This is a genomic window from Streptomyces malaysiense (assembly GCF_000980885.2).
GTDB lineage: Bacteria > Actinomycetota > Actinomycetes > Streptomycetales > Streptomycetaceae > Streptomyces > Streptomyces malaysiense.
In genome coordinates this window covers 1-3,175 of record NZ_LBDA02000220.1, presented here as the reverse complement: position 1 = coordinate 3,175, position 3,175 = coordinate 1, and the positions used below count along the sequence as shown (strand labels likewise).

The 3,175-nt window shown below is 66.8% G+C and carries 3 protein-coding genes and 2 pseudogenes; all 5 read left to right on the top strand.

Annotated features, from left to right (window positions below; genetic code table 11):
• Window positions 1-210 (top strand): annotated as a pseudogene (locus VT52_RS35050) (IS5/IS1182 family transposase); the annotation flags it as partial.
• A gap of 130 nt (window positions 211-340) precedes the next feature.
• On the top strand, window positions 341-592 hold the full coding sequence (locus tag VT52_RS39620; protein WP_107481541.1) for a transposase: 252 nt from the start codon (window positions 341-343) through the stop codon (window positions 590-592).
• A gap of 190 nt (window positions 593-782) precedes the next feature.
• A pseudogene (locus VT52_RS35045) lies at window positions 783-2,411 on the top strand (ISAzo13 family transposase).
• A gap of 184 nt (window positions 2,412-2,595) precedes the next feature.
• The gene (locus VT52_RS35040; RefSeq protein WP_046428639.1) at window positions 2,596-2,895 is read left to right on the top strand and encodes a transposase; all 300 of its coding nucleotides are present in this window, start codon (window positions 2,596-2,598) and stop codon (window positions 2,893-2,895) included.
• Window positions 2,892-3,175 (top strand): IS3 family transposase (locus tag VT52_RS35035; protein WP_143071002.1); only part of this gene is annotated, 284 nt, incomplete at its 3' end. The genes VT52_RS35040 and VT52_RS35035, both read left to right, overlap by 4 nt.

The following is a 3,175-nucleotide window of genomic DNA, read 5'->3' as shown; positions in this document are numbered from 1 at the left end:
GTCCGCACCCCCTACTACCGCCACCGCGAACAGCCCGAGCACTACCAGCAGTTCAACCGCGACCACGCCCGGCTGAGGGCCCCGGGCGAACTCGCCTTCGCGCAGTTGAAGTCCTGGCGGCTGCTCCGACGAGCCAGATGCTCCACCCGCCGGATCGGCACCGCTGTCCAGGCCGTCCACGTGCTGCTGACCTGCAGCTATTCAGGATGAAAAACGTTCACGGACACATCATCAACTGAAAGGGGTTCTCCGCCCATCCGACGGAGACGTGTGCTCCTGACGGCCCCAACGTGATCACGGATGTAGCCACCACCGCGCCCACCCCGACAACGCCCACTCCGTGGGAATTCCCCCCGTGGGAGCTCCCCAACCTGCAACTCCGCCCCTCCGCACTGAGCAACAGACTCCCGAGTTGAAGACCCGCTACGCGGTCCGCTCCGGGGTGGAAGGCACGTTCGACGGATTCGCCCATGGCCACGGCATGCGCCGCTGCCGCTACCGAGGGAGAGGGCAAAAAGCCCGCGCCCAGCACGTCCTGACCGCCATCGCCGTTAACATCGAGCGCCTCAGCGGACTCCCACCGACCAAGTAAGCATCCCTCTCCCCGCCAGCCGACCGCCTTCCAGAACTACCTCGACCAGCGCAAGATCCCGCGGCCAGAGTCCTGGCGCACCCTGGGCAGCTGACCTCGGCAACTCCAAGATCCCCGACGGAGTCGAGTCAGCTAAGGGCTTGCAGATCATCAAGGTGTTGCTTCCCGTCCCGTGGCTCGTTGGTGTGGTGTGCGCATCCCGGACGAGATCCGTAGCCAACTCGCTGTGAAGTTCACGGTATTGTTCCCGCATCTGGACGAGCGGCAACGACGGCTACTGATGGCCGCGGAGGCCCGTGTCCTGGGACACGGTGGTGTTCGGGCCGTCGCGCGGGCGGCCTCGGTGAGTGAGACCACGGTCCGCAAGGGCGTGTTCGAACTGGAGACCGGCGAGGAGCCTCTGGGGCGGGTGCGGCGGCCAGGCGGAGGCCGCAAGAGGGTCGCAGATCTCGATACGGGGCTCCGGCCGGCACTGCTGGCACTGGTCGAGCCGGACGAGCGCGGTGATCCGATGTCGCCACTGCGGTGGACGGTCAAGTCGACCCGCAACCTCGCGCGGGAGCTGGCCCGGGCCGGGCACAAGGTCAGTGCTGACACCGTCGCCGACCTGCTGCGGGAGGAAGGCTTCAGCCTGCAGGCCAACGCCAAGACCATCGAGGGCAGCCAGCATCCGGACCGGGATGCCCAGTTCCGTTATCTCAACGAGCAGGCCCGCGATCACCGGGACGCCGGCCAGCCGGTGATCAGCGTGGACACCAAGAAGAAAGAGCTCGTCGGCGAGTTCAAGAACAACGGACGGCAATGGCGGCCCGCAGCTGATCCGATGCCGGTGAGCGTCCATGACTTCGCCGACCCCCAGCTGGGCAAGGCCGTCCCGTACGGGATCTACGATCTCGCGGCGAACACCGGCTGGGTCAACGTGGGCACCGATCATGACACCGCCGCGTTCGCAGTGGAATCGATCCGCCGCTGGTGGTCCGGCCAGGGCCGGACCACCTACCCGCAGGCGACACAACTGCTCATCACCGCCGACGCAGGCGGCTCGAACGGCTACCGCACCCGGACCTGGAAGCTCGAACTCGCCCGGCTCGCTGCCGAAACAGGACTGACGATCACGGTTTGCCACCTGCCGCCGGGCACATCGAAGTGGAACAAAATCGAGCACCGGCTCTTCTCACACATCACCATGAACTGGCGCGGCCGCCCGCTGACCAGTCACTAAGCCATCGTCCAGTCCATCGCCGCGACCACCACCCGCACCGGCCTGCGCGTCACGGCCGAGCTGGACACCAACACCTACACCACCGGGGTCCAGATCGGCGACGCGGAGATGGCCTCCCTGCCACTGACCCGACACCCCTTCCACGGCGACTGGAACTATGCCGTGCACCCCCAGCCGTGCCCCGCCGTCCCAGCACCCCGGGCTCCGCAGAAGCCGGCCCCGGAGTGGGACCATGCTCTATTGTCCGACCCCGTCCTGACCGGCATGTCCCGGCAGCAACTGAGCGATCTGACCGACACTCTGGCCGTCGACGGCGATGTCAAGCGCGGCCGCCCGCCCCGACTCGCCTTCCCCGACCAGGTCCTGGCAGCCGTCCTTCACCTGCGGGTCGCCCTGGCTGCAGAACCCCTCGCCGTGCTGTTCGACAGCAGTCGCACTGCCATGCACCGCACCCTGCTGAAGATCAGGACACTGCTCAAGGCGCACAGCATCGTCATCCCTCCGACAGCCACCCCGCCCGCCGCCCTCACAGCCCTCCAGGCTCGGGTTCAAGCCCTGAGCGGCGACCCCAGCAGCATGATCAAGACAACGTGTTGATGATCTGCAAGCCCTTAGATATGACGCTGGAATTTCGGATGCCCAGGGGACCGCAACTTCGGGCGCACCGCCCGATCGGCCGCTTGCTGACAACGCACCATCCAACACCTCGCTGGTCACGAGGTGTTGCGACGACCAGTTGAATCCGCCCTGGGACCTGAGGTTCCAGAGGAAGTAGCACCAGGTGGGAAGCAAGTACACGAAGCGGTACACCGAGGAGTTCAAGCGGGACGCGATCGCGCTCGTCGACTCCTCGGGCAAGACGGTCACGGCGGTGGCCCGGGAACTCGGCATCAGCTCTGAGTCCCTGCGCGGCTGGTACCGCAAGGCGAAGGCGGAGCAGGGCGAGGGCACTCCCGGCGAATTGAGCAGTGCCGAGCGCGAGGAGCTCAAGCGGCTGCGGCGGGAGAACCGCGAGCAGCAGCAGACGATCGAGATCCTGAAAAAAGCGACCGCCTTCTTCGTGAAGGAGAACGACCGGTGAGCGAGTTGTGCCGGTTCATCCATGCGGAGAAGGCGAACTACCCGATCGTTCTGTTGTGCCGTGTGCTGCACATCGCCCGCTCCTCCTACTACGCGTGGCGCGAGGGCGAGGCCGCCCGCCATGCCCGGCAGGCCGCCGACGACGCGCTCGCGCACGAGATCACGGTGCTGCACGTTGCCTCCCGCCGCACCTACGGTGTCCCGCGCATCCACGCCGAACTGCGGCGACTGGGGCGGCGGGTGAACCGCAAGCGCACCGCACGCGTGATGCGCGAGCGCGA